We start from the raw sequence: 24374 nt of genomic DNA, 5'->3' as shown, positions 1-24374 counted from the left end.
TTTAATAGATTCTCTTTACAATCATCCCCTACCTATAGAGGTAGGGGAATTCTTCATAATTAAATTTCACAAGCATACGTCACAATTGCACCTCTGAGACGTTGTGCCTCCTTATAGGTACATCTGTTTTGTACAACCTCAAGACCTGCTTCTTTCGCAACTTCCACTGCCCTTGGGGAGATAACCCCTTCTTGTAGCCAGAATACTTTTGGTTGAATTTTTGCAGCTTCTGCTGCAACGCCAATTGCTGCCTCTGGACTTCGGAATACTTGAACGATATCTATCTTAACTGGAATTGATGTTAAATCTGGATATGCCTGTTCACCAAGTACTTCTGTTTCCCTTGGATTAACCGGGATAATTTTATAACCTAGACGCTGCATTTTCCGAGCAAGTCTGTAGCTTGGGCGGGCTGGATTACCACTTAGACCAACAACAGCAATTGTTTTTGCACGTTGAACTTCCTTCCCTTCAACTTCTTCACGAATAAATGTTGATTGAAGTGCCCAGCGTATAACTCCCTCATCGTTAACCGCTGTTTCTCCTTTTTGCTCACCTTTTGATGAAATGCCTGTCGCTTCATAAAAAGCCTGATCCAAGTCATTCACTAAATCACGGTATGATTCAATACCGACCGATAAACGGATTAATTCTTCACTTACTCCTGTTTTTACTAACTCTTCCGCACTTAGCTGCTGATGAGTTGTTGATGCTGGGTGAATAATAAGTGACTTGGCATCTCCAACATTAGCCACATGCGACCATAACGCAATGTTATTAATGACTTTCTTACCAGTTTCCCTACCGCCTTTAATGCCAAAGTTTACGATAGAACCATATCCAGAACGCAAATATTTAGTAGCTAGTTCATGTGCTGGATGCTCTTCAAGACCAGGGTATGAAACCCAATCAACCGCAGGATGGTCTTTTAAGAATTTTGCAACTTTCAGTGCATTTTCATTATGCTTTTCGATTCTTAGGTGTAATGTTTCAAGACCTTGTATCAATAGGAATGCACTATGTGGGCTTAATGAAGAACCAAAATCTCTTAAAAGCTGAACTCTCAGTTTTGTACTAAATGCTAATGTTCCAAATTCATTCGCATATTTTATTCCGTTATAACTTTGATCTGGCTCTGTAAATCCTGGAAACTTTTCACTGTTCCAATTAAAACGGCCTCCATCAACGACTAACCCACCAATTGTCGTTCCATGTCCACCTATCCACTTTGTTGCGGAGTGAACCACTATGTCAGCACCATATTGGATTGGTTTACAAACATATGGAGAAGCAAATGTATTATCAATAATAAGCGGTACTCCATTTTCATGTGCAATCGCTGATACTGCTTCAATATCTAAAACATGCAAGCTTGGGTTTCCGATCGTTTCAGCAAATACGGCCTTTGTTCTCGGCGTAATCGCTTTTCTAAAATTTTCAGGATCTGTTGGATCGACGAAATGAGTCTTGATTCCATATTTCGGAAGCGTAACCGCGAAAAGATTGTAAGTTCCGCCATATAAATTCGAAGCTGCTACAATTTCGTCTCCTGCTTGTGCAACGTTCATAATGGATAGAGCAATTGCGGCCATTCCTGAAGACGTTGCTACAGCTGCGACACCATCCTCCAACAACGCGATCCGTTTCTCAAGCACATCAACAGTCGGGTTACCGATTCGAGAATAAATATTACCTGACTCATCAAGACTAAATAGGCTTTGAGCATGATCTGTATTATGAAATACGAAAGAACTTGTTTGATAAATCGGCACTGCACGTGAACCAGTTGTCGGATCTGGCGATTGACCACCATGTAAAAGTATCGTTTCATCATCATAAGTATCATATTGTTTTGTCATTGTTTAAACCTCCAAGTTTAATTTTCTACAAGTTTGCTAGATAAGTACTGACTTTATGTAAAAAAAAGGCCCCCTCAAAATAAGAAGAGGGGGCCTCAACTTATCTTTCAGATGCACACGCACCTGCAGGAATTAGCACCTTTTCAAGCTTTCACTTGAAGGTTGCTGGACTTCATCGGGCCTGTTCCCTAAGTCTCTCTGGATAAGATTTTTTATTCAAATGGCGTATTAACGCGTTAATCCTTCAATCATATAAAGTATTATAGAATACTTTATTTTTTCAGTCAATTTATTTTTTAGAAAAATATATCTATTTATAAGATTTTTTCTATTCTATTTAGTTAATTATTGGATACGTGCTACTTCTTCTACCCTAAAACAAAAGCCCCTTCTGATAGACCAGAAGGGGCTCATGAATATACAAACTAATACTCACATTCGTCCACCTTCTCATCTTCGGAATAAAAATACTCCTCTGAACTTGGCACCGGGCATTCAAATGCTGGTTGCCGAGGCTTCGTAGGGTCAGTCCCTCCACCTCTCTTAATAAGAAGAATTGCTTTATTTAACTTTATTAGTAATTTTAAACATTTTAGATAATTTAGTCAACGGTTTTTTTATGAAATGTTTTTTAGGTATGGACCTCAAAGTTAATAGGCACCTCTAATGAAATCTTTTACATTTTCATTGTAGAAGTTCTGGATTTTTTCCTTTTCATCATCAGTAAATGGTTGAGTTTCCAGTGTAGATAAATTGTCTTGAACTTGTTTAATATTTTTAAATCCAGGAATAATACATGTAATCTCTTTATGGTCCAAAATCCAGCGCTGTGCTGCACTAGCCATTGAGTTCCTTCCTTCTGCTATCCACTTTAATTGGTCAGCAAGTTCAACCCCTTTTTTAAAACCAAGTCCGGCAAATGTTTCCCCGACATTAAAAGCCTCACCATTTTCATTATAACGACGGTGATCACCCTCTTCAAAAACATGTTCAGTAGTAAATTTACCAGTGAGCAAACCACTCGCAAGTGGCAATCTTACAAGTAATCCAACGCCTTTCTTATATGCCTCCGGGATTAAAGCTTCCAACGGTTTTTGACGGAACATATTAAAAATAATCTGCAGGCTTTTCACATTTGGGTTCTCCAAGCAAATGATCCCTTCCTCAACTGTCTCCACACTCACACCATAATGTCTGATTTTCCCTTCCCTTTGCAAACGGTCAAGTACTTCAAACACACTGCCATCCTGTAATATCTCTGTAGCTGGACAATGAATTTGATACAAATCTATTACATCTCGCTTTAAACGACGAAGGCTGTCTTCACAGTAGCGGCTTACTTCCTCATAACTATAATTTTGCGGATCAAAAATATCACCCTGACGACAGAATTTTGTGGCAATATGTATACTGTCTCCCTTGCCTTTCGTTGCCTTGGCCAACAACTCTTCACTGTGCCCGTCACCATACACATCGGCTGTATCAAAAAAGTTTACACCTTGATCCATTGCAAATTCCAAAGACCGAAGTGCTTCAGTATCACTCGTTTTCCCCCAAGCACCGCCGATCGCCCAAGTACCAAAGCTCACTTCACTAATTTTTATTCCAGTGTTCCCAAGTTTACGATAATTCAATGATACCTCTCCCTTCAAAAATACCCTACACGAAATTACGGGGGTACTTTTACTTCCTAAATTCTCTCAATTGCTTATTGAGATCCTTTGTTTGTCTGTAGACTTGTTGATACAACGCAAATAATTTTTGATACGCTTCCACATTTTCTGGAATTGGTTCATATGTTTTTGAAGTTTGTAGGAATGTATCTGCACATTCTTTTAGTGATTCAAACCATCCACTGCCATATGCAGCAAGCATAGCTGCTCCCATTCCTGGACCTTGTTCAGATGTTAATTTCTCTATTTTTGCGTTAAAAATATCCGCCTGCATTTGTAGCCAAGTTTCGTTTTTCGCACCGCCGCCAATTGAAATAATGGTATCTATCGTTTTGCCACTATTTCTGAAAATCACAATCGACTCGTTTAAAGAAAATGTAATTCCTTCAAGGACTGCACGAGCAAAATGTTTTTGTTCATGGGCTGTATCAACGCCTATGAAACTACCGCGGATATTTGAATCAGCATGTGGTGTTCTTTCGCCCACAATATAGGGCGTAAATAAAAGACCGTTGCTGCCTGCAGGCACTTCATCGACACCCTCTAAAAATTGATCAAAAGCTTCTTCTTTTGCAAACGTATCCTTGAACCAACTTAGACTGTAACCTGCCGCAAGAGTGACACCCATTGTATAATACGTGTTTTCTTCGCCATGGTTAAAATAGTGAACCTTACCTTCAAAATCAAGGTCATTTCGTTCTTCATAAGACAACACCACACCTGAGGTTCCGATACTACAGAGGGTTTTGCCTTCTGATAAAATTCCTGAACCAATCGCTCCACAAGCATTATCCGCACCGCCAGCAAATACCTTAGTGGCCTTAGAAAGTCCTGTTACCTCAGCAAATTCAGGGATGACCGTACCAACAAAGTCGTGTGACTCCACTAAAGGCGGACAAAATTCCGGCATAAGTCCAAATGCATCTAATACTTCCTGACTCCATTCACGTTTTGCCACATCTAACATCAATGTCCCCGCCGCATCTGAGTACTCCATGTGAATGGCACCTGTAATACGATAACGCAAATAATCCTTAGGAAGCATGTACAGATTAGAGCGTTCGAATATTTGCGGCTCATTTTCTTTTACCCAAAGAATTTTCGGCAATGTAAAACCTTCTAATGCAGGGTTCTTTGTTACTTCCAATAGTTTTTCCTTACCAAAAGTCTCATAGATTTTCTCACATTGCTTTGTCGTTCTTGTATCATTCCATAAAATGGCGTTCCTCAACACCTGATTTTCTTTATCTAGTAAAACGAGTCCATGCATTTGTCCAGAGAAGCTAATTCCTTCAATATCATTTACGTCTCCATCGAATTGAGCAATGAGTTCTTTTAGACCTGCAGTTGTCTTTTCAACCCATTCTTCCGGATTTTGTTCACTATAACCTGATTTCTCAATAATAAGAGGATATGACTTCGATACCTCACCAGCCACTTCTCCGTTTTGATTTACTAGTAAAATTTTTACAGCGCTTGTTCCGAGGTCCACACCGATTATATATTTCATCCGTATCATCCTTTTCTGCAAAAATGTGCTGGAGTAGCATACATCCAGCACATTCTTGGTTTCTATTCATTAAGCATTTAAAGTTTCTAGTAGATATTGGTTGATTAACGCTTTTAAGCGTTCTGTTCTACCTGATGTATTTTTAATTTCAGTTAATCCAAGTGCATATGCTTCTAGCTCTCGGAAGTTGGTTTTTCCTTCTACGATATCTAAGCCAATGCCTTTCGTATAACTGCTATAGCGCTCTTCTACAAAGTTATCAAGCACTTTATCTTCGATTAGTTTGTTAGCCACTTTTAAGCCTACTGCAAAAGCATCCATACCTGCAATATGTGCGTGGAAAAGATCATCTGTATCAAATGAACCTCTTCTTACTTTTGCATCAAAGTTTAGACCACCATTGCCTAGTCCACCATTTTGCAGAATTTCATACATAGCTAATGTGTTTGTATAGAGGTCTGTTGGGAATTCATCTGTATCCCAGCCAAGCAATGTATCCCCTTGGTTTGCATCAACTGAACCAAGCATACCATTAATACGAGCTGTTCTTAACTCATGCTCAAATGTATGACCAGCAAGTGTTGCGTGGTTTGCTTCAATATTGAACTTGAAGTAATCTGTTAGGTCATATTTTTGTAAGAATGCTAGACCTGTAGCTACGTCAAAATCATATTGGTGCTTAGTAGGCTCTTTTGGTTTTGGCTCAATTAAGAATGGAACATTTAATCCAATTTCCTTCGCATAGTCAACGGCCATGTGGAAGAAACGAGCTAAGTTGTCCATCTCAAGCTTCATATCAGTGTTTAAAAGTGTTTCGTAACCTTCACGGCCACCCCAGAAAACATAGTTTTCTGCACCAAGTTCTTTAGCAACTTCTAATCCTTTTTTCACTTTCGCTGCAGAGTAAGCAAATACATCTGCATTTGGAGAAGTCGCAGCACCATGTGTATAACGTGGGTTTGTGAACATATTAGCTGTGTTCCAAAGTAATTTTACTTTGCTATTCTTCATGTAATCTTTAATCATTGCAACAATGACATCAAGATTTTCATTTGTTTCCTTCAATGTACTTCCTTCTGGAGAAACATCAACATCATGGAACGCAAAGAAAGGAACATCTAATTTTTCAAAAAGCTCAAATGATGCTTCAACACGAGCTTTTGCTAAGTCTAACCCCTTAAGGTGATCCCAAGGACGTATTGCAGTCCCTACGCCGAATGGGTCTGTGCCGTTAGCTGTAAATGTGTGCCAGTATGCTACAGAGAATCGAAGAAGTTCCTCCATTGACTTGCCATTAACCTTTTCTTCTGGATTGTAATATTTAAATGCAAAAGGATTTGTTGATTTCGGTCCTTCAAATTGAATTTTATTAATTGATTCAAAATAAGCCATTGGTTATTCCTCCTAGTATTTTTGTAGTTTCATATGTAAGTGCTTTTATTTGATGACAAAAGGTTCAAAGCCTATAATCTTTTCCTACCAAAATTATAGCACCGCTCCCCTTCTTTGTCTATCGAACAAACTAAGTGTATAGATAATATTAAAAATAATCAATCTTTAAAATATAGTCTTAAATCCAAGACCTCAACCAAAACAAGTTTAATCTTAATATACTCATTAGACTAAGCTTTATGATAAAATAAACACACTAACACATAAGGAGTTTAAATCATGGGAACGATGACATGGAATCAACAGGTTGTGAAGAAAAATAATAAAGCACTAGTCTTGCAATTGCTCATGGAAAAAGAGCCGATTTCACGGGCTGACATTGCTCAAATTTCAGGCTTAAATAAAACAACAGTTTCTACATTAGTAACTGAATTATTAGAGGAAGAGCTAATTTTCGAATCAGGTCCAGGGGAGTCAAGCGGCGGGCGTCGCCCTGTTATTCTTCATTTTAATAAGGCAGCTGGGTATGCAATTGGGATAGATATCGGAGTGAACTATGTACTAACGATCCTTACCGATTTAAAAGGAACTATTCTTATTGAAAAGAATTATTCCGTAAATCGTACCACTTACGCGACAATCATGAGCATTGTTCAAGGCATGATTCAGTCGTTAATGGATCAAATGCCTAAGAGTAGGTACGGAATTGTCGGAATCGGTGTTGGCGTTCCTGGAATCGTGAATAATGAAGGCTCCATTCTTCTTGCGCCAAACCTTGGTTGGAGTAATATACAAATTAAAGAAGATCTTGAAAAACTATATAAAGTTCCTGTTATCATTGAAAATGAAGCCAATGCCGGTGCAGTAGGTGAACAGCAATTCGGCGCTGGTCAAGATCACGAAAACATCCTTTATGTCAGTGCTGGAATTGGTATAGGTGTCGGTATCATTGTCAACAAAGAGCTTTATAAAGGAAGAAATGGATTCTCCGGTGAAATGGGACACATGATTATTGATATGAATGGGAAACACTGTAACTGTGGAAGCAGAGGTTGCTGGGAAGCTTATGCATCTGAGCAAGCATTACTTGAAATGGCCGAACCAGGCACCCAGTCATTAGATGAACTAATCCAGTTAGCAGCCAATAACGATGAAATAGCGATAAATCTATTTAAAGAGATAGGAAATTATTTAGGTCTTGGTATTAACAACATCATTAATACATTCAACCCAGAGGAAGTTATCATCGGAAACCGACTAGCACAAGCAAAAGAATGGATTGAAGCACCCATCCAGAATGCAATTGAAAAACACACACTTGCATTCCACCAAACCGACCTGCAACTCCACTTCTCAAAACTAGGAAAATACTCAACCTCCTTAGGCGTATCAGCCTTCGTCGTTGACAACTTTATCAAAGGGTAATGGGACAGAGGGACAGGTCCATCGTCCCATTTTTCCCTTATTTTTACAAAAAAGGTGCCCACCCGACTCTTTAACACGTCAGTGCTGGCACCTCATTTTACTTATAGATTCCGTACGTTTTTTTAACATCTTGTATAAAAATGATTCCATTACCTGGTTCATCGATTTTAATTTTTTTCCTGATTGATTCTACAATTGCATCAGTGCTGTCTGTCTCGGACAAAATCAATACAATCTCTTTTTCCGGTTCTATTTCCATTGAAAATAGTTTACTTGTTTCATGGATTCCAGAACCCCTTGCATTCATGATTGTACCACCCTTAGAACCAGCTTCGACCGCTGCATCGATCACATCTTCCGCATTACCCTTTTCTACAATCACCGTAATCGCATGATACATTGGATTGTCAGCACCTTCCTCTTCTTTAATTTCTCCACTTTTACAGCTACTTGCTCCAACAATATGACCAACAGAAGTCGTAAATGCTATGCCATGATTGGGTTTGGAGAATTTAAATTTTTTATCGAGTTGATCTAGCGCTTGTTCCGCTATCTTACTATTAGAGACCATTAAGACAATTTCTTTTCTAACATCGTTTAAAGCTAAGAATTCTAAGAGGCGATTTTTTATCGTGCCTGTTCCTAACAACACTGTGCCCCCTGATATCCCGTTTTTCTTAGCTGTTTGCATGATTTTACTTCCCATGCCATGATTTACAATAATGCAAATCAGTTCAAAGTCGGCTGATTCAGAATTACCCAACATTCTTCTCCAGTCCTCCTTTTTTTGATTTTAATTTAAATACAAATCCTAACACCTGTAAAGCAATTAATGGTGTTAACGCTACCATCGCAATCATTCCAAATCCATCTATTAGGACATTGGCACCTTCAATTGCCTCTGCTGCACCTTGAATAAACGCCAAGATAAAAGTGGCTGTCATTGGACCAGAGGCAACACCGCCTGAATCAAATGCAATCCCAACGAATAATTTCGGTACGAAATAAGTCATCGCTATAGCAATCATATACCCAGGTAGAAGATAATGCCATAACTGTAATTCGGGAATTAATATCCTCAGTATCGACAACGCGACCGCAATACCAACTCCTATGGATAAAGAAAACATAACCGTCTTTCTCGGTACATACCCACTTGTAACATCTTCTATTTGATGTGTCAACACGTGAACAGCAGGTTCTGCCAATATTGTTACAAGCCCCAAGATAAAAGCTACAATAACAAGATATGCTTTACTGTCTAAAGATGCAATACTGTACCCAACTGCAGTACCGACATCCATAAATCCGGCATTTACTCCAACTAAAAACAGGACAAGTCCGATAAATGTGAATAAGAGCCCCATTAAAATTTTCCGAACTGCTTTCTTAGACTTCTTAAACGAGATTTTTTGAAAGATAAGAAAAAGAAGTAAGATAGGTAGTAACGCAATAATGATTTCAAACGCTATGATTGGAAATTTATGCAAGAAAGGTCCAATAATAGAGCTTGAAACCTCAGAGTCTTCCAAACTTCCTGATATTTTATCCGTTTTAGCAATGATGTTCATGATCATGACAGAGATAATCGCACCTGTAGAAGCAACGGCTACCAGTCCAAAGCTATCTTTTTCAGACGCTTTACTATCCTTTTTTAGCGTAGAAACCCCTAAGGCAAGAGCTAAAATAAACGGAACGGTCAATGCACCAGTCGTTGCTCCTGAAGCGTCAAATGATATGGCTAAAAATTCTGGTGAAGTGAATATGGCGAGTACAAAGATGAGTAAATACAAGATGGATAACAATTTATATAAAGGAAAGTTGTAAACAATTCTTGCAAGACCAACCGCAATTAAAGCACCAATTCCAATTGAAACGATCACAACAAGACTGCTCTTAGAAATTAATCCGGATGTAACAAGATCAACCTGTCCGGCGAGGATATGTAAATCAGGTTCAGCAATTGAGATGAAAAACCCTAGCGCTAATCCAGCTATCACCACAATCCATATTTTATTAGATTTTGTAATACTTGCTCCCATCGACTGGCCAATTGGCGTAATTCCTAGATCGACTCCAAATAAAAAGATAGACAATCCAATAATGATTAAAATCGCTCCAATGATAAAGCGAGTTATTAGTGTCATATCTAAGTGAACCAACGTAAAGTTTAGTATCAAGACGATGGCTGTAATAGGGAGAACCGCATACAAAACTTCTACGAGTTTAGAAACTAAAACATGCAATTTAGATCATTCCTTTCTATTAGATTTGGGTTAACCTGAAAAACTAAAATAATTGATATCTCTTGATTTACAAAAATGACGGTTCATATAAAATTTTGGATTATAGATTAACATCCACTTTTATAATATATTTTTCATTTTTATCAATACCGATATAATGTAACGTTTCTGCAGAGGATTGGTGGCGATAAATTTTTGATAGGATGGAAACGGCTATCCCCTTACGATATGCATGATACCCAAAGGTTTTTCTTAAAGTGTGGGTACCGATTTTCCCTGGAATCCCAACTTCTTTTGCCGCGTGATTAATAATTCGATATGCTTGCTGACGAGTAATCGGCTTATCATGCTTTTTTGATTTAAATAAATAATCACTCTCCTCCAAATCAACTTGGTTTAAATACTTCCTTAATTCTGTTTTCACACTAAGGTTAAGATAGAAATCAGTTATTTCATCTGTGGAAGAACCTTCTATCGAAACAAATTCCTTTATATCCTCCCCATCCCAGATATCACTGACTTTTAAAGAAAGCAATTCACTAACCCTCATCCCGGTGTTGATCCCAAAGACAAAGAACAACAAATCCCGCTGCGAATGTTGACTCAATACTTCCTTCATAACCTTAATATCAGCAACCTTTTTTATAGGTTCAACAAACTCCATAGGATTTTCCTCCAATTACCAATGTTACTTAACCATATTTTAACACCAACTATGTAACACCACAATAAAAAATGGGTCGCAGGGACAGGTCCCTTGTCCCAGGCATATCCCAGATTTTGTGAAATCAGAACTTTTGTATAAAAAAAAGGACCTCCACATAAATGGAAGGCCTTCTTTGCAAAACGAGCTTTATGCCCCTTATTGCAGGGTGATTTCTCCGGTCTCTGTTCCCCAGAAACCGGTTTGTACTTGTAGGACAAGATTTGAAGTACCTGCTGGGATATCAAAAACCACTTTTCCTTTGTTCTCAATGCCGGGGTTCACATCTTGCAGGAAGAAATTATTGTCTTCGTTCGCCCAGATTCCCGCTTCTGAATCCGCTTCGTATGTGATATCCCCAGACATTAACTTAAAAAATGAGGAATCTGTTGTGATCGCTTCTTTTCCTTCATTTTTTACAACTACATCCAAAATAAAAAACTCTCCTGAAGAATTTTTTCCGTACTCACCACCAATATTTGTAGCTGTACTTGTACCGGTCACAGTAAACACAACATCACCAACCATTAAAGGTTGTCCGATACCAACTGTCTGTACCTCTTCTTCGGGTTCCTCTATTTCTACTACTACCTCCTCTTTAACTTCATCTTTTTCGATAGACTTTTCTTTTTTAGGTGTAGTAGAGGCTTGTTCCGTCCCTTCCTCTCCGCCCCCACTAGCAATCGCACCGATTATAATCACAACCAAAATCCAGACCCAAACCTTTTTGTAAAACGGTTTTCTTACTTTCACTTTCTTTTCTTTCGTCATTTTCTAACATCTCCTTATATATAAATGTTCAAATCGATGGAAATTTTTTTAGAGTAGCCCGTATTTTCGCGCAGAAAAGTAGAACTTGCCCAATTGACTTTCTTCAGTCGGCAAATTTAAATAATCTAGGATTTTTACTGATTTATCCTAATATTGTTATCGATTAAATGGTCAAACGTTATTTTTAACATGTCGGGATAATGTCTAGAGAAGAATTCTCCGGTTGTAATGGTAATATCACTTTGGTAAAAGCTTATGAGTTTTGAGATTATGGGGGCTCTTATTTTATCGGGAATAACAAAAAAATCAAATAGCGAAAAATATCCGCCATTTGCTAAGGGGAGAACGATACCTGCAAGAACGTCATTACTGTCTGGTTGTTTAAACCCTTCCTGGGATACAACTACTATTTTATTTTCGCGGTAATCAAAAATATCAAATAAGTGGTATAAACCATCTGATATCATTTCTTCAATATAAAAGAAACTAGGAATTACATATTGCCACTTTAGTAACGTACTTTCTAACAGGGGTTTTTTCCTAAACTTTCTTCTATTCTTATGCAAAAACATCTGGTAAATGGTTTTGTGTTCAGGTAAAAAACCACGTGAACAAAAGACCTTCCACCAATAATAATATGGATAAAAGTATTCTCTTTCTCCCTCGGTAAAAGGAAATTGATCGAAAAATCGTTCTGCTTCTGGAAGAATTATTTTATCGTAGTTTTCAAAGGAGAAAATGAGTATATCCTCAGCAACCTCCATTAACTCTTCATTCACACCTTTTGAGAAAGATACAACATTTTTAGATGGGTTAGCCAAAATGATCTTCCTTCCTATTCACTTTTTATAAACACATTAAAGCATACCACGTCACAATATTCTTAACATGCATAAAACCGGACACCAAAAAATAAAAAATGCACCTCATTTGATAGATTTGTATATTTTCGGAAATTAGAGCATGTGGGATCGTCAGTTCAATTTAGAGTAGTTTTTGGGCAAATTGTTATGAAGTGGTGGGCTAAATCCATGTAGTGGAATTCGATTGAGGCAAAAGAAAAATTCTTAAAAAATGGTTACGTACAGCAAAATGACTTATAAATATTCTTTATCTGTTTGCATAACATACCTCCTCTCAAATCTATTTTTATATATTCGCCAAACCGAACCCATTTCCTTCCTAAAGTAAATATTTTGTCAAAAAATATTTTTTATTGTCGAAGAACTGGAAACAGCACAAACCGTGAAAAAACCCCTCGCCAAGTGCGAAGGGTTTTGTAAACTTGATAATTAATATACGTCGCGTAGGTAACGACCTTGTGTTTTCATTTCTTTTAGGTATGCTTCTGCAGCTTCTCGGTCCACGCTGCCTTCTTTTTCAATGATTGTGAGAAGGGCTTCATTCACATCTTTTGCCATATGTTCTTTATCTCCACAAACATAGAAATAAGCACCGTTGTTAATCCATTCAAATAATTCTTTGCCATGCTCAAGCATTTTATGCTGTACATATACTTTTTGAGTAGAGTCACGTGAGAAAGCAACATCGATTTTTGTCAAGATTCCGTCTTGTTGGTATTTTTCCAATTCGTCTTGATACAAGTAGTCAGTCGCTTTATGCTGATCTCCAAAGAACAACCAAGAACGACCTGTTGCCTTATTTACAGCAAGCTCTTCGATAAATGAACGGAATGGCGCAATCCCTGTTCCAGGACCAACCATGATAATATCTTTATCTAATTCTTCTGGTAAATGGAAGTGTTTATTGATTTGAACAAAGACTGGAAGTGTATCGCCTTCCTGAACTCGTTCCGCACATTGAACAGAGCAAACACCTTTGCGTTCACGACCGTGCGCAGTATAACGCACTGCACCGATTGTTAAATGAACTTCGTCTGGATGTGCCGATAGACTACTCGCAATGGAATAAAGTCTAGGTACCATTTGTCTTAATAATGCAACGATATCTTGGGCAGAAGCCTTCCACGGGCCAAAGTCACGTAGCATATCAAGTAAGTCCCGTCCATCGCAATATTCTTTTATGGCTGCTGTATCTTCCACAAGTTTTTGCAGATCTTCATTATCTGTGAATGCTGCCGCCCCTTGTAATATTTTCTTTGTAAGTAATGTGATGTCTAAATACGTTATCAATGCTTCTTTGAGCGGCATTGTTTCGCCTTTACGACCAACTGTTACAACCTCATCTGCATCCCACTTCATTTCCTCAAGAAGGGTTGCGACTAATTCTGGATCATTTGAGGGAGCAATTCCGAGTGTATCACCAGGAATATAAGAGAATCCTGAACCTTCTAATGATAGTTCAATATGTCTAGTTTCCTTGCTAGAACCTTCCCCATTTAAGTTGATGTTCTTAAGAACTTTTGCTTGAAATGGATTTGTTCTTGAAAATGTTGTAGGAACAGGCTTTTTCGGATCTTTTTCGTTATCTATAGTTCGTTGCATTTTCTAAAAACCTCCAACAGTTATATATATAGTTAGAATAACACATGTACAAGTTATCTTGTGTGCATTTTGACACATTTTCGGCACTTTTTCATTATACTACCAAAAAAGGACGCAGCCCAATATATTCGCTTAGTCTTTACATAACCCCAGTTCTTTAATGCTATATTTTTTGCATAACAGGGTAGCACCCCAAGCATTCGCATTTGTTCGAGTTGAAGCAAAGTGGTTCTTTGATATTATATTGTACCATTAGAAACATTTGTGCATCAGAAGCATTAGAAAATGCAGGATAGGATGTTATTTGAGCTATTTACTACTTGGTGTAAAATATATGTGGTTACTGATACTTCTTAGGACGCATTAGACAAATCCTGTGTCCATAGATGGATTCTTTTAAGTTTGGGACAATGGACCTGTCCCTCCGTCCCAAAAAAAGAGAGCTCAAGGGCTCTCTTTCGATTTAAATGCTAACTTTTAGATTGTGTTCCATTGTCAGATTCTTATTTTTCATGTAGAAAATCTTTAACAATCGCATTAAACTTTTCACCATGCTCCCAAAACATCATGTGGCCACCTAGAATCTTCACTTGAGATTCTGGTGTTAATTGTTCTGTATACTTTATGGCAATATCCGCCCAGTGCTCTGCGACAACCGTTAAGGTAGGAACGGCTTTACTAGCTTGTTTGGCTTCCTCTCGATAATCTGAAAACATACCTGAAGCAAATAAATTACCTGCGATGTAATATGGTGTTTTCAAAGATTGCTCTACTAACCAGGTTAGCTCTTCTATCTCAAGTTCTCTCTGCACCATTACTTGGGTGATATAACTGGTTATGAACTCTCGATGTCCTGTTGTATTTCGTAAGTAACCGTTATAGATTGCTGCAATATCATCTAGCTTGCCTTCAACCCAATCTTCATCATTTACCGATAAAGATTTAGGCGGCATATCCACAAGTATTAAAGATCTAATGTGTTCTGAGCCATTTTGCTTCAAATATTCCCAAACTGTAAAACAACCAAACGACCAGCCTACTAGAGTTGCATTTTTCACATCTAATGCTTGCAGAACGGAAGCCAAATCAGAACCATGTGTGACATAATCATTTCCATGAGGAGTTATCGTTGATCTTCCATGGCTCCTTGGGTCTATTACGATTACCCGATTTGTTTTTGAAAAATACTGAACTTGCTTAATAAAAACCTCTGTCGTGAAAGTAAAACCTGGAACGAAAACAATAGGTTCCCCTTCGCCAACATCTTGTACAAACAATTCGACCCCCGGATCGACTTCAATATATTTCCCCTCATTAGTACTCATCATAACTCCTCCTATATTAAGCTTTTAAACACTATATTCATCTATTCAGATCTAAATTCCTTTTATATCGTGAATCAAAAAATGCCAAATAGAAAAGCCTCCGAAGCGTTTCGAAGACTTAACTGGTACTATTTTTTACAGCTTATTTTACTGCTAGTGCTGGAGTCTTGGAGTATTGCTTTCCAGGATGATGGGCAGGCAACTGGCTCCCTTGACCAAATAGGCTGTCTCTAAGTGTGTCACCTTCGTATTCTTTTCGTACTAGACCCCTTTCTTGTAATACCGGTACAACAAGTTCTATAAAATCTTTAAATGTTCCAGGTGTAATCGCGTAAGCAATGTTAAACCCATCTACTCCGGTATCTTCCACCCAGCTTTCTAAATCATTTGCTACCTGTTCTGGGCTTCCAACAGTAACAGGACCTAGGCCGCCAATTCCAGTATATTTTTTGATCTCATCAATCGTCCAATTTTTATCTGAATCAATTTTTGTAAAGTTCTCAACTGTCGATTGAATCGCGTCGTTTTTAACATACTTAAGATTTTCATCTGGACCATATTCTGAAAAATCGATTCCAGTCCAGCCACCCAAAAGTGCTAATGCTCCTTCATAGCTTACGTGTTTTTGATATTCATTGTATTTTTCTTGCGCTTCTTCTTCTGTTCGACCAACGATTGGCGTAATACAAGCAAGTATTTTTAATTCCTCAGGTGCTCTGCCAGCCTTTTTTGCTTCTTCTCGCAGTTTCTGGACAGAATGCTTTGCTGCATTTTTAGTAGGTGCACCGATGAAGATTAATTCTGCATGTTTACCAGCAAAAGCGCGCCCCTTACTAGAAGTTCCGGCTTGGTAAAGTACTGGTGTTCTTTGTGGTGACGGCTCACAAAGGTGAGCACCTGGAACCTTATAATACTTACCTTCATGGTTGATGTCGTGAACTTTACTTGGATCTGCGAAAATTCGATTCTGTTTGTCTAGTAAAACGGCATCATCCTCCCAACTTCCTTCCCATAATTTATAGCAAACTTCTAAGTATTCATTGGCAATATCATAGCGCTCATCGTGTTTAATTTGATCTTCCAACCCCATATTCACAGCGGCACTTTTTAAATATGAAGTTACAATATTCCAGCCTACACGCCCTTTTGTAATATGATCCAGAGTCGACATCCTGCGAGCAAATGTATATGGATGCTCATGGGTAACAGATGCAGTCACCCCAAATCCTAAATGCTTCGTCACCGCTGACATTAACGGTACAACAAGGGATGGGTCGTTAACAGGCGTTTGTGTACCTTGTCGGATTGCAGCATCTCTAGAACCTTGATACACATCGTATGGCCCTAGTACGTCTGCTAGAAATATAGCATCGAATCTACCCTTTTCTAAAAGCTTTGCAAGTTCAATCCAATACTCGCTGTCTTTATAACGATGAGATTGATCCTCCGGATGCGTCCATAGGCCTGGGGATTGATGTCCCACACAATTCATATCAAACGCATTTAAATAAATTCTTTTCTTAGTCATTTTAAATAGCTCCTCTTCCGTTAGTTTTTTAAGGCAAAATCTTTTTTCTTATTAACCGTTTCGGTAAAGTAATAAAGCTCTTTTTTCAATCTAGCTAACACATTTTCATCTGTTATTGGGTTGACTACTTTTGTTTTATCGATTTGGCAATCTTGGAAGTACACTCCTTGTTGGCTTTGCCCCTTTAATGCAGCCAATAATGGTTTGAGGCTGAACTCGATTGCAAGTAAGTGGGCTGGGCTTCCACCTGTCATGATTGGTAAGACTGTTTTCTGCGCCAACACATCTTGGGGAAGCAAATCTAGGACTGCTTTTAAAACCCCGGTGTAGGCTGCCTTGTATACAGGCGACCCGACAATTACTCCATCAGCCCCTTGAAGGAGTAAAGTCAGTTCCTTAAGTGCAGGACTATCAAACCTCAGATTAAAAACGTCCTCAAATGGAATATCTCTAACAGATACATGTGTGACCGAGAAACCCTCTTGTTTCAGCTTTTTCCCAACATACTGTAGGACTAAATCCGTTCTAGAACTCTCAGACGGACTTCCTGATAAAACTACGATTTCACTCATGTTAATCATCCTTTCGTTTGTGTTTTCTTTGTTCATTTAAATGAGTTTAATTTTGAATATCTATAAAGCATTTCCCTCTCCGCCAAGATAAAAATCAAATAAAAAAAGGCATCTTTATCTAAAACGTCTTATATGGACGCTTTGAAAATAAAGATGCCTTTAGTTGTCTAATCGGCATATTATTTACTTAGTTGTGGTTTGGGTTGATGTAGATTTTTGCAAGGAAAAACGCTTCTTTTCTGTTGCATCGATTTGGGTAATTTCCCCATTGTGAACCGTGATCACAATAGATCCAAAATCCAATTTCTCCAAGGTCGATAAAATATGCTTCACCTTTGATTCATCAAGCTGCGCCATACAACTCCCCCTTGTTCAAGATGTATATGATTCATTGCCATTGGTTGACCAGTATGGCAATCAGTTCTTTGGCCCAAAAACAAAAAGCCCTCTTCATTTAAGAAGAGGGCATACGTGAATAATTTCATACACTCTTCCTATCTTTCAAGCTTTACGCTTGCTGGAATTGGCACAGTACAATTGTCTGTTGCCGAGGCTTCGATGGGCCAGTCCCTCCACCTCTCTGGATAAGAATAAAATGGTAATTTAGTTGTTGATATATAAATTACACGGAATTTTTGTTTCTGTCAATCGATTTCCGTGAAAATTTTTAAAAGGTAGAAATTTTAGTTATTTCGTCATAGTAATTATTATGACTTTAATAGATTTGACGGTAAACATACCTCCAAAATAATGTTTATGCTAGGACTTTTGTATATACTTGGAAAAAGTTAATTCTTAATAGCTCTTTTTGATATGACTATTGGATAAAACTGGTATTTAATGTAATATAAACGCTGCTTATAATACTACTTTTGGATTATTTTGGAAAAAACACATAGCATAAACGCTCTTTTTCTTATGACTTTTGGATGAAACTGGTAATACACGTAGTATAAATACTGTTTATACCATAACTTTTGGAAATCATAGGAAAAACCTGCCTTATATATTGGGTGCAAACCACAAATAAAGACCTCGAATTATTATATAATTCGGGGCCTCCGTTTATGCTATTTTATAAATCTCGAAGCAATCGTTCGAGCTCATCTTTTTCTTCAGCGGACAATATTCTTTCAGCCAATGGAAAAAGCATATTTTCTTCCTTCGCGAAGTGTTGTGTTAAGGTTGCATAAGCTTGGACTGCGTAAACTGTAATAGTTTGCGCATCATATTCGTTGATGTTCGCTCCTGCTTGAGTAGCTTCATCAAGGTAATCCCGTAGATGCTGTTCAGCCTTACGATGATCATATTCCATTGTTTCGATGGTTCGATCTTTATCACCGAGACGACGTTCCATGATTGGGAACAGTACTTCATCCTCACGTTTCGAATGTGCCGTAAGCTCATTATTAAAAGCTGAAACGTGCTTGTATAATTCTGAAAACAATTCAAGTACTTCGGGGCCTGATTCGTATTCTATTTCTTCCGCTATCTCGTAAAAACGGTCCATGTTTGCCCGCAATGACTTGTGCTCATCCTTTAATTGTTGCAGCGGAGGACTAAGCTTCACGTTTGGATCCTCTATTAGCATTCTACTTCATCCTTCCCCCAGCCATTTGTATCTTCCTAAAGCATACGCTAATTTCTCGAAAACTTTAGTGATAGGAATCACTACATGCAAATTCACCCCACATCATGTCCTCAAATACGCTCGTAAGATGATAGATTTAAGAGGCTAATCTACTAACTTAAAATGTAGTTTTTAAGATATTGGACAAAGGTGGTAACTTATCGGACAAGGTTCAAAGTATTTAGGACACAATTCCAAATATATCGGACAAAAATCACAATTTATCGGACTTAACCTACCATTGTGACGACCACACTATAAACCCTTTAATCTCAATACCATAATTGCAAAAAAAGGTGGGACACGGGACCTGTCCCTGTGTCCCACTCTTAATTGATCCATTGCTGGACGATTTCGTCGAATACGGGCTGATTGACGAGAATGCGGTTCATCCAGTAGTTGTCATTTTCGGAAGTGATTGAGCGTGGGGCAAGAATTGATGCCGAACTGTAACCTGATTGTTTGATAGCATCTACAAGATCTGCTCGGCCATTTCCAAATGGATAGGCGAAATCCTTTACCTCCACATTCAATTGTTCTTCAATTGTATCTTTACTAAGTTGAAGGTCTTTTTGGAAATCTCGGTAGTTTCCTTCAAGGAAAAACACTGGGACATCTTCTGAAAAATAATGCATGTCAAAGGTGTGTGAACCAATTGTTGCGAGCCCACTATTTATCATGGTTTGGAGTTGTTCCCATGATGCCATCTCCAAATTGGAGTAATCCTTTCCAACTTGGCCAGCAATGATAAATAAAGTAAAAGGAATATTATTTTCCTTTAAAATAGGAAAGGCATTTTCATAAACAGACACGTCAATATCATCGAAAGAAATCCAAATACATTTTTCAGGAAAAGTTTCTGTTTGCTTTGCCTCCCTTAGTTCATCCGGAGTAACAAAGGTTGCACCTTGCTCTTTTAATTGTTTCATTTGAGTTTCAAACTGCTCTGTGTAGACACTGAATTTCGTTGATTCCTCAGCCTGAGTGGCTAAGCCAATTATGTTATAAAATAAGTTCTCATTCCGAACACGATGATATGTCAAACCTAAGCATCCATCTTTGTCTAGTTCCTCGGGAAACGTCATTGCAGGATCAGTAAAATCCTTTGTAGAAATAAAATAAATAACCCCTCCAACAAGAGCAAAAAACAGAAGGAGAATCAAGAAGTTCTTACTCATTTCATCACCTAAACAAGATCCCGGATTGGATTTTTCTTCAATGTAATGTCTTTTGCATTTTGCAAAGAATCATAGTCTTCTTTACTAATTAAGCCGAGTGCTAAAACCTCTTCTTCAGAGGTTGGTTGCGGATATTTTCTTCTCACCAAATGACTAAACCTTTTTGTATTGTAGTACTTCCACAACCATAGTCCTAAATAACATGCGATAAAAATAGCAAATACTGTATAAATGAATTCTCTAATTTCAATATTTGTTGTTTTAAATAACATCTTCACAACATTTAAATATTCATTATTATTGTTAAAAAGGGCGCTGATAAAAAAGAAGATGACAAATAAACAAAACATCCATATTAAAAGGGAGAAAAAACCTATGATCACTTCATGAACCCAATTGCGTTTTGTTTTAATAATTAATTCACTCTGTTTCCTCTGTCTGGGCTTGTCCAAGTCGCATAACCACCTTTGATTCGAGAATTTATTGCTTTCGGAAACGCAAACACCACAATAACTGCATTTAAAACCCAATAAATGACCGGATACCAAGCTGCCCATAGATAGTACTTCAAAATTCGGTCATATGGAGAATCCACTTTAATTGAAATCCACAATTGAATTAAGCTTAAGAAAATCAGCGAAAATGAAGAAAAGGTGATCCAAATGAATAGCTCTTGAACGCTCGTAGTGGTAACGAAATAGTAGATTGTCACAAAAATCCAAGAGTACGACCATAATAGACTTACCCATTGCTCGATATAAATGGGCCAAATTCTTCGGTGCTTCCAGTTCAGCAATATTCTCCAATGTCTTAGAATTACCTCTTGTCCACCTTGAGCCCATCGAATTCGTTGTTTCCATATCCCTTTAATCGTTTCAGGTACAAGCATCCAGCACAGGGCTCGTGGTTCATATCGGATATCCCAAAACTTCTCCTGAAGCTTCCAAGATACTGAAATATCTTCGGTAATCATATCGCGGTCCCAAAGGCCAACATTTACTAGAGCTTTTTTTCGAAAAGCCACTACCACACCTGATACTGTCATAATTTTACCCAATGTACGCTGGGTTCTTTTTATCGCACCTATAATCGACGCATATTCCACAATTTGCAATCGGCTAAGTAATGTATCACGATTACGTATCCTTGGGTTACCTGTTACAGCTCCTAATCTCTCACCACGATTAAAAAATTGGTGAATCAAATAATAAGGAGCATCAGGGTCCAAAATGGCATCTGAATCAATACAAATTAAATATTCCGCTTTAGAAGCATGAAGGGCAATATGTAAGGCATTGGCTTTCCCCCTATTTTCCTTACAATCAATGACTCGAAGTTCTTGAAAGTGAGGGGCTAATCTATGAAGAATTTCAGCTGTACGATCAGTACTTCCATCATTCACAACAATGATTTCTTTATGCGGATAATTCACTTTTACAATATGTTTAACGGTTTCCTCAATCGTATCTTCCTCGTTATAACACGGGATTAAAATACTAACAAATGGCCACTCAACCTGGTCGAAGTCCACCTTATTCTTTCTTTCCCGGTACCTAAAAAAGAGGCTCGCACCTGCTATCCAAAATAAGGACATAACCAAAGGGTACCAAAAAATAAATTGTGAAAGAGATGCTACCAAACTCTCCATATCATCAACTCTGTTTCCTAAAAAAATAAGTAACTGTAGTCTATGTAATTCCGGATACATTTATAATGGAACAGGTCCACTGCCTAGTTTCTTCCTCCTAATAAAAAAAGTGGGAGGCGATAACCGCGTCCCACACTTCATATTCTAAATTCCATTTCTTCATCTGCAATATAGAAGCCTTTTGCTTCGATTTCTTTTCTTAATGCCCCGCCTTTGTATAATACTGGGTTTGAATGATTAAGATGTGTAAAATAAATTTCCGTTTCTCCTACTAAATCCTGAAGCAACTCCATTGTCTCTGTCATTAGTGGATGGGGAACCTGTCGATAATCACGCCCAATATTCGCTAAATCCTGTGGGGAATGAAATGTGCCATCAAGGAAACAAATGTCCGCCTCTTTCACCGCTTCTCGAATATCAATTTCCCATTCTTCCCATCGATCAATATCTGGAATAAATAAAACCTTTTTATTCGGTCCTTTGATCCAAAAAGCAAACGTCTCAGAAAACTCATTACGATGCGGAACGGTTACCGGAGTCACTGTTACTTCTGAAGAAACATTCACTTGATGTCTATCCTTGATTTCTTGAACAACAATGTTCTCAAGCGCCGTTAGCTGGCTCCAAGGAGCATCTTTTTCCAGTAACTTTTTCATTTTTGACCCTGCCATTACGGGTAATTTTCGGGAATTAATTGCTTCTTTCCCTAAAAACATCAAACCTGGATAATGGCCGATATGAGCATGCGTTAGAAAAATACTGCTCATCAATTTCGATTCCATTCCATATCTCATTTGTAATCGCGCCATTTGTTCCCGCAAATCAGGAGTAGCCTCAATTAAATGCCATTTATTCTCTTCTGGTAATATAATCGCTAATGATGCCGCCGTTCTTTTATACTTTGGATCTTCCATTGCCCTTTTACAATTTTCACAAAAACAATTGGCCTGTGGTAAACCACCATCTTGCGCAGTCCCAACCACACTTAAAATAACTTCACTCACTATACAACTTCCCTTTCTACTTGTGCCAGTTCTTTTTCTTGGCTGTAATCCTTTCTAGCAATCGTCCATCCGGTGAAACCAAACAACAGATTTACTAATGGAACAAGATAAATAAAGAAAGCATACGGGATAAACTCCCATGCACTGACACCTAAAATGCTCGTTGCAAACACCGCTGGAACACTCCAGGGGATAAGGTTAATTCCTACAGTCCCCATGGACTCGACTGTTCTAGAGAGGTTTTTTGTATCAATATTCATATCTTTATACTTTTTAACGAAGGTTCTTGCTGGTAAGATGATTGCCAAAAACTGAGCCCCACTTGCTAGCGCAACAACAAAGGTTGATAAAAGTGTTGAACCAATGAGTGCTCCAGTCGTTTTTACCTTTTTCATCATTTTACCTGTTAGCATTTCAAAGGTTCCCGTTTCTTCTAATATACCACCAAGCGCGGTAGCAATCATAAGCATTCCAACGGTCCCAAGCATCGATGTAAGTCCGCCTCGATTCAACAAGGAGTCAATTTCACCAATCCCCGTTTCAATCTTAAAGCCACTTGTCATAAATTGAACAATTGAACTTACCGAGATTCCTTGAACAACAACAGCTATAACCGCACCTAATAAACCGACACCCATCAATGCTGGTAATGCAGGAGTACGCTTTAGCATTAAAATGATCGTTAATATCGGTAGCAATAATAACAACGGATGAATGACGAACGCTTCGTCTAAGCCAGACATAATGGCTTCAATCGTCCCATTACCAATACTTGTGTTATTAGCAATCTCAAAACTGCCAAACACCCAAAATAACAGAAGAGATACTACAAATGCAGGAATCGTGTCCCAAAGCATGTGTTTAATATGACTAAATAAATCCGTATCTACTAAAGCTGCAGCAATATTGGTCGTATCTGATAAAGGTGAAAGTTTATCCCCTAAATAGGCACCTGAAAGGACAGCCCCTGCAACGAGTGCGGATGAGAATCCCAATCCTTCTCCAATCGCCATGAAGGCTAGTCCTACAGTTGCGATCGAAGTAAAGGATGTTCCTAGAGTAATCGAAACTATACCTGTTATTAACGCAACGAACGGAACAAACCAGGACGGATCTAAAATCGAAACACCATAATAAATCATTGTTGGAATAACACCACTCGCAATCCAAGACCCAATAATCGTCCCGATCACCATTAATATAAACACGGCCGGTAAAGCTCTTGTTACTCCATTTACCATCATTTGTTGAACGTCATTCCAACTCCATCCGCAGCTAATTGCAACGATGGATGCCAAAATCACTCCTACCATTAATGGAAAATTCATTCCTGCATTCCAGATAAAAATAGAGCAAGCTGCAGTAATGATTAAACCTAATAATGGAATGATTGCTTTCCAAATTGTAAGATTTGATTTCACCGTTTCCCCCACCAGTCCATAAAA

Annotated in this window: 21 protein-coding genes and 3 riboswitches; of the genes, 1 reads left to right on the top strand and 20 read right to left on the bottom strand. The window is 38.2% G+C overall.

The window, feature by feature from the left end; translation table 11 throughout:
- Positions 1–59 precede the first annotated feature (59 nt).
- The 4 genes from CKK03_RS18440 to xylA form a co-directional block, all read right to left on the bottom strand.
- On the bottom strand, positions 60–1859 hold the full coding sequence (locus CKK03_RS18440; RefSeq protein ID WP_099363992.1) for a PLP-dependent aspartate aminotransferase family protein: 1800 nt from the start codon (positions 1857–1859) through the stop codon (positions 60–62).
- Positions 1860–1956: 97 nt separating this feature from the next.
- A riboswitch (SAM riboswitch) is annotated at positions 1957–2068 on the bottom strand.
- Positions 2069–2306: 238 nt separating this feature from the next.
- Positions 2307–2412: riboswitch (SAM riboswitch) on the bottom strand.
- Between the two features lie 97 nt (positions 2413–2509).
- Positions 2510–3493, bottom strand: coding sequence for an aldo/keto reductase (locus CKK03_RS18435; protein WP_099363991.1), 984 nt, complete (start codon positions 3491–3493; stop codon positions 2510–2512).
- Positions 3494–3542: 49 nt separating this feature from the next.
- A complete protein-coding gene (xylB, locus tag CKK03_RS18430; protein ID WP_099363990.1) occupies positions 3543–5042 on the bottom strand; it encodes a xylulokinase in 1500 nt (499 codons plus the stop codon).
- Positions 5043–5111: 69 nt separating this feature from the next.
- Positions 5112–6434, bottom strand: a complete 1323-nt coding sequence (gene xylA / locus CKK03_RS18425; protein WP_099363989.1) for a xylose isomerase — start codon at positions 6432–6434, stop codon at positions 5112–5114.
- Positions 6435–6713: 279 nt separating this feature from the next.
- Between xylA and CKK03_RS18420 the strand changes: the two genes are divergently transcribed.
- Positions 6714–7859, top strand: a complete 1146-nt coding sequence (locus CKK03_RS18420; RefSeq protein ID WP_099363988.1) for an ROK family protein — start codon at positions 6714–6716, stop codon at positions 7857–7859.
- Positions 7860–7956: 97 nt separating this feature from the next.
- Here the strand turns inward: CKK03_RS18420 and CKK03_RS18415 are convergent, their stop codons facing one another.
- The 16 genes from CKK03_RS18415 to nhaC all read right to left on the bottom strand — a co-directional run bounded on the left by CKK03_RS18415 (position 7957) and on the right by nhaC (position 24350).
- On the bottom strand, positions 7957–8625 hold the full coding sequence (locus tag CKK03_RS18415; RefSeq protein WP_099363987.1) for a P-II family nitrogen regulator: 669 nt from the start codon (positions 8623–8625) through the stop codon (positions 7957–7959).
- Entirely contained in the window at positions 8615–10105 is a 1491-nt protein-coding gene (locus CKK03_RS18410) for a DUF1538 domain-containing protein (protein WP_099363986.1), read from the bottom strand. The genes CKK03_RS18415 and CKK03_RS18410 overlap by 11 nt, the downstream gene beginning before the upstream one ends.
- A 100-nt stretch (positions 10106–10205) precedes the next feature.
- The gene (locus CKK03_RS18405) at positions 10206–10769 is read right to left on the bottom strand and encodes a tyrosine-type recombinase/integrase (protein ID WP_099363985.1); all 564 of its coding nucleotides are present in this window, start codon (positions 10767–10769) and stop codon (positions 10206–10208) included.
- Between the two features lie 198 nt (positions 10770–10967).
- Positions 10968–11579 (bottom strand): DUF4352 domain-containing protein, encoded by a 612-nt coding sequence (locus tag CKK03_RS18400; protein WP_099363984.1) that lies wholly within the window; start codon positions 11577–11579, stop codon positions 10968–10970.
- A gap of 134 nt (positions 11580–11713) precedes the next feature.
- Positions 11714–12400 carry a hypothetical protein gene (locus CKK03_RS18395; protein ID WP_099363983.1) on the bottom strand — a complete coding sequence of 229 codons (687 nt, stop codon included), beginning with the start codon at positions 12398–12400 and terminating at the stop codon, positions 11714–11716.
- Between the two features lie 471 nt (positions 12401–12871).
- Positions 12872–14044: a sulfite reductase subunit alpha gene (locus CKK03_RS18390; RefSeq protein ID WP_099363982.1), complete on the bottom strand. Its 1173-nt coding sequence runs from the start codon at positions 14042–14044 to the stop codon at positions 12872–12874.
- 503 nt (positions 14045–14547) lie between these two features.
- A complete protein-coding gene (locus CKK03_RS18385; protein ID WP_099363981.1) occupies positions 14548–15369 on the bottom strand; it encodes an alpha/beta fold hydrolase in 822 nt (273 codons plus the stop codon).
- A gap of 142 nt (positions 15370–15511) precedes the next feature.
- Positions 15512–16897 (bottom strand): LLM class flavin-dependent oxidoreductase, encoded by a 1386-nt coding sequence (locus CKK03_RS18380; RefSeq protein WP_099363980.1) that lies wholly within the window; start codon positions 16895–16897, stop codon positions 15512–15514.
- Between the two features lie 20 nt (positions 16898–16917).
- The gene (gene ssuE / locus CKK03_RS18375) at positions 16918–17469 is read right to left on the bottom strand and encodes an NADPH-dependent FMN reductase (RefSeq protein WP_099363979.1); all 552 of its coding nucleotides are present in this window, start codon (positions 17467–17469) and stop codon (positions 16918–16920) included.
- A 183-nt stretch (positions 17470–17652) separates the two neighbouring features.
- Complete coding sequence (locus tag CKK03_RS18370) at positions 17653–17826, bottom strand: YezD family protein (RefSeq protein WP_099363978.1); 174 nt, start codon at positions 17824–17826, stop codon at positions 17653–17655.
- A gap of 134 nt (positions 17827–17960) precedes the next feature.
- A riboswitch (SAM riboswitch) is annotated at positions 17961–18060 on the bottom strand.
- A gap of 484 nt (positions 18061–18544) precedes the next feature.
- Positions 18545–19060, bottom strand: coding sequence for a hemerythrin domain-containing protein (locus tag CKK03_RS18365; protein ID WP_099363977.1), 516 nt, complete (start codon positions 19058–19060; stop codon positions 18545–18547).
- 368 nt (positions 19061–19428) lie between these two features.
- On the bottom strand, positions 19429–20277 hold the full coding sequence (locus tag CKK03_RS18360) for a polysaccharide deacetylase family protein (RefSeq protein ID WP_099363976.1): 849 nt from the start codon (positions 20275–20277) through the stop codon (positions 19429–19431).
- An 8-nt stretch (positions 20278–20285) separates the two neighbouring features.
- Complete coding sequence (locus tag CKK03_RS18355; RefSeq protein WP_099363975.1) at positions 20286–20729, bottom strand: poly-beta-1,6-N-acetyl-D-glucosamine biosynthesis protein PgaD; 444 nt, start codon at positions 20727–20729, stop codon at positions 20286–20288.
- Complete coding sequence (pgaC, locus tag CKK03_RS18350) at positions 20693–21871, bottom strand: poly-beta-1,6-N-acetyl-D-glucosamine synthase (RefSeq protein ID WP_245864208.1); 1179 nt, start codon at positions 21869–21871, stop codon at positions 20693–20695. The genes CKK03_RS18355 and pgaC overlap by 37 nt, the downstream gene beginning before the upstream one ends.
- Positions 21872–22062: 191 nt before the next feature.
- On the bottom strand, positions 22063–22929 hold the full coding sequence (locus tag CKK03_RS18345) for an MBL fold metallo-hydrolase (RefSeq protein WP_099363974.1): 867 nt from the start codon (positions 22927–22929) through the stop codon (positions 22063–22065).
- Positions 22929–24350: a Na+/H+ antiporter NhaC gene (gene nhaC / locus CKK03_RS18340; protein ID WP_099363973.1), complete on the bottom strand. Its 1422-nt coding sequence runs from the start codon at positions 24348–24350 to the stop codon at positions 22929–22931. The genes CKK03_RS18345 and nhaC overlap by 1 nt, the downstream gene beginning before the upstream one ends.
- Positions 24351–24374 lie beyond the last annotated feature (24 nt).

The organism is Fredinandcohnia onubensis, assembly GCF_002734215.1.
Classification (GTDB): Bacteria; Bacillota; Bacilli; order Bacillales; family Bacillaceae_L; genus Ferdinandcohnia; species Ferdinandcohnia onubensis.
The sequence above is the reverse complement of the archived record's forward strand: the minus strand, read 5'-3'. Positions and strand labels throughout refer to the sequence as shown.

Bases quoted from the DNA above. Each gene is read 5' to 3' on its own strand.
- CKK03_RS18400 (WP_099363984.1), bottom strand. From the start codon at position 11,579: ATGACGAAAGAAAAGAAAGTGAAAGTAAGAAAACCGTTTTACAAAAAG.
- CKK03_RS18365 (WP_099363977.1), bottom strand. From the start codon at position 19,060: ATGCTAATAGAGGATCCAAACGTGAAGCTTAGTCCTCCGCTGCAACAA.
- xylA (WP_099363989.1), bottom strand. From the start codon at position 6,434: ATGGCTTATTTTGAATCAATTAATAAAATTCAATTTGAAGGACCGAAA.
- pgaC (WP_245864208.1), bottom strand. From the start codon at position 21,871: ATGTCCTTATTTTGGATAGCAGGTGCGAGCCTCTTTTTTAGGTACCGG.
- CKK03_RS18385 (WP_099363981.1), bottom strand. From the start codon at position 15,369: ATGAGTACTAATGAGGGGAAATATATTGAAGTCGATCCGGGGGTCGAA.
- CKK03_RS18405 (WP_099363985.1), bottom strand. From the start codon at position 10,769: ATGGAGTTTGTTGAACCTATAAAAAAGGTTGCTGATATTAAGGTTATG.
- CKK03_RS18370 (WP_099363978.1), bottom strand. From the start codon at position 17,826: ATGGCGCAGCTTGATGAATCAAAGGTGAAGCATATTTTATCGACCTTG.
- CKK03_RS18420 (WP_099363988.1), top strand. From the start codon at position 6,714: ATGGGAACGATGACATGGAATCAACAGGTTGTGAAGAAAAATAATAAA.
- CKK03_RS18390 (WP_099363982.1), bottom strand. From the start codon at position 14,044: ATGCAACGAACTATAGATAACGAAAAAGATCCGAAAAAGCCTGTTCCT.
- CKK03_RS18360 (WP_099363976.1), bottom strand. From the start codon at position 20,277: ATGAGTAAGAACTTCTTGATTCTCCTTCTGTTTTTTGCTCTTGTTGGA.
- CKK03_RS18415 (WP_099363987.1), bottom strand. From the start codon at position 8,625: ATGTTGGGTAATTCTGAATCAGCCGACTTTGAACTGATTTGCATTATT.
- ssuE (WP_099363979.1), bottom strand. From the start codon at position 17,469: ATGAGTGAAATCGTAGTTTTATCAGGAAGTCCGTCTGAGAGTTCTAGA.
- xylB (WP_099363990.1), bottom strand. From the start codon at position 5,042: ATGAAATATATAATCGGTGTGGACCTCGGAACAAGCGCTGTAAAAATT.
- CKK03_RS18440 (WP_099363992.1), bottom strand. From the start codon at position 1,859: ATGACAAAACAATATGATACTTATGATGATGAAACGATACTTTTACAT.
- CKK03_RS18380 (WP_099363980.1), bottom strand. From the start codon at position 16,897: ATGACTAAGAAAAGAATTTATTTAAATGCGTTTGATATGAATTGTGTG.